Here is an 892-nt window from a genome sequence, read left to right as displayed (position 1 = left end):
GTAGAAAGGCAAGAAGAGCTGTAGGTGAAAATGTATGAGAAAAAGATGAAGCAACAAAAGCATCTGCTTCTGAACAAAGTGAAAGTACATAAGCAAATCCCATCATAACGGCAGAAGACATATAGTCATTGCTTGCAAGATTCGTCAATAGTTGTCTATCTAAAAAGGTTTGAAATAGACTTGCTACGAGTGCACCAAATAATAAGTATTTGCCCATGTCGAAAAATTCATCACCGGCATGATATAACGTTTGTTTTAATTTGTTATCTACGTTTGCTTCTTCATGTTCATGAACGTGTACATCTCGTAGCTGATTTGAATTTTTAAAAAAGAAATAAACGGATAAACTAATTAATAGACAAGCCACAGCAGCCAGGCCCATACGACTGTAAACGATGGACGTATTTGACTGGAATGCATAAAAAGTAGCAGCAAAGACAACGGGATTTAAAATAGGTGCCCCAACTAAAATGACAATGCCGATATGAAGAGGCATTCCTTTTTTTAATAACCGCCTTATAACTGGAATAATGGCACATTCACAAACCGGTAAAAGAGCACTTACTAGAACAGCTGGTAAAAGGGCTATATACGGATTTTTTGGAATCAGACGTTGAATGAATTCTTCTGAGACAAATACTTGAATAAKGGCAGATGCAAATACTCCCAGCAAGATAAAGGGGATAGCTTCAAGTACAATGCTTAAAAAAATAGAGTTTACATTTAATAAAGATGCTGGAATGGCTAAATCATTTGTATTTATATCAACAAAGAAAAAACAGTAACCAAAAAGCATTAGTAACAGCACACCAATTAGGTCTTTACTTACCTGTGATAGAGTTGTCATAATCTATCGTTTCACCTCCAATTACTAGAACTATATGATAGAGTT

General features: G+C 35.2%; 1 protein-coding gene. It reads right to left on the bottom strand.

Features of this window, described 5'->3' with window-relative positions; genetic code table 11:
- A partial coding sequence (locus tag AC1DRF_RS29995) for a permease (RefSeq protein WP_477742571.1) occupies nt 1–847 on the bottom strand: 847 nt, incomplete at its 3' end.
- Between the last annotated feature and the right edge of the window lie 45 nt (nt 848–892).

Source organism: Priestia sp. P5_B4 (assembly GCF_056400385.1).
The sequence above is the reverse complement of the archived record's forward strand: the minus strand, read 5'-3'. Positions and strand labels throughout refer to the sequence as shown.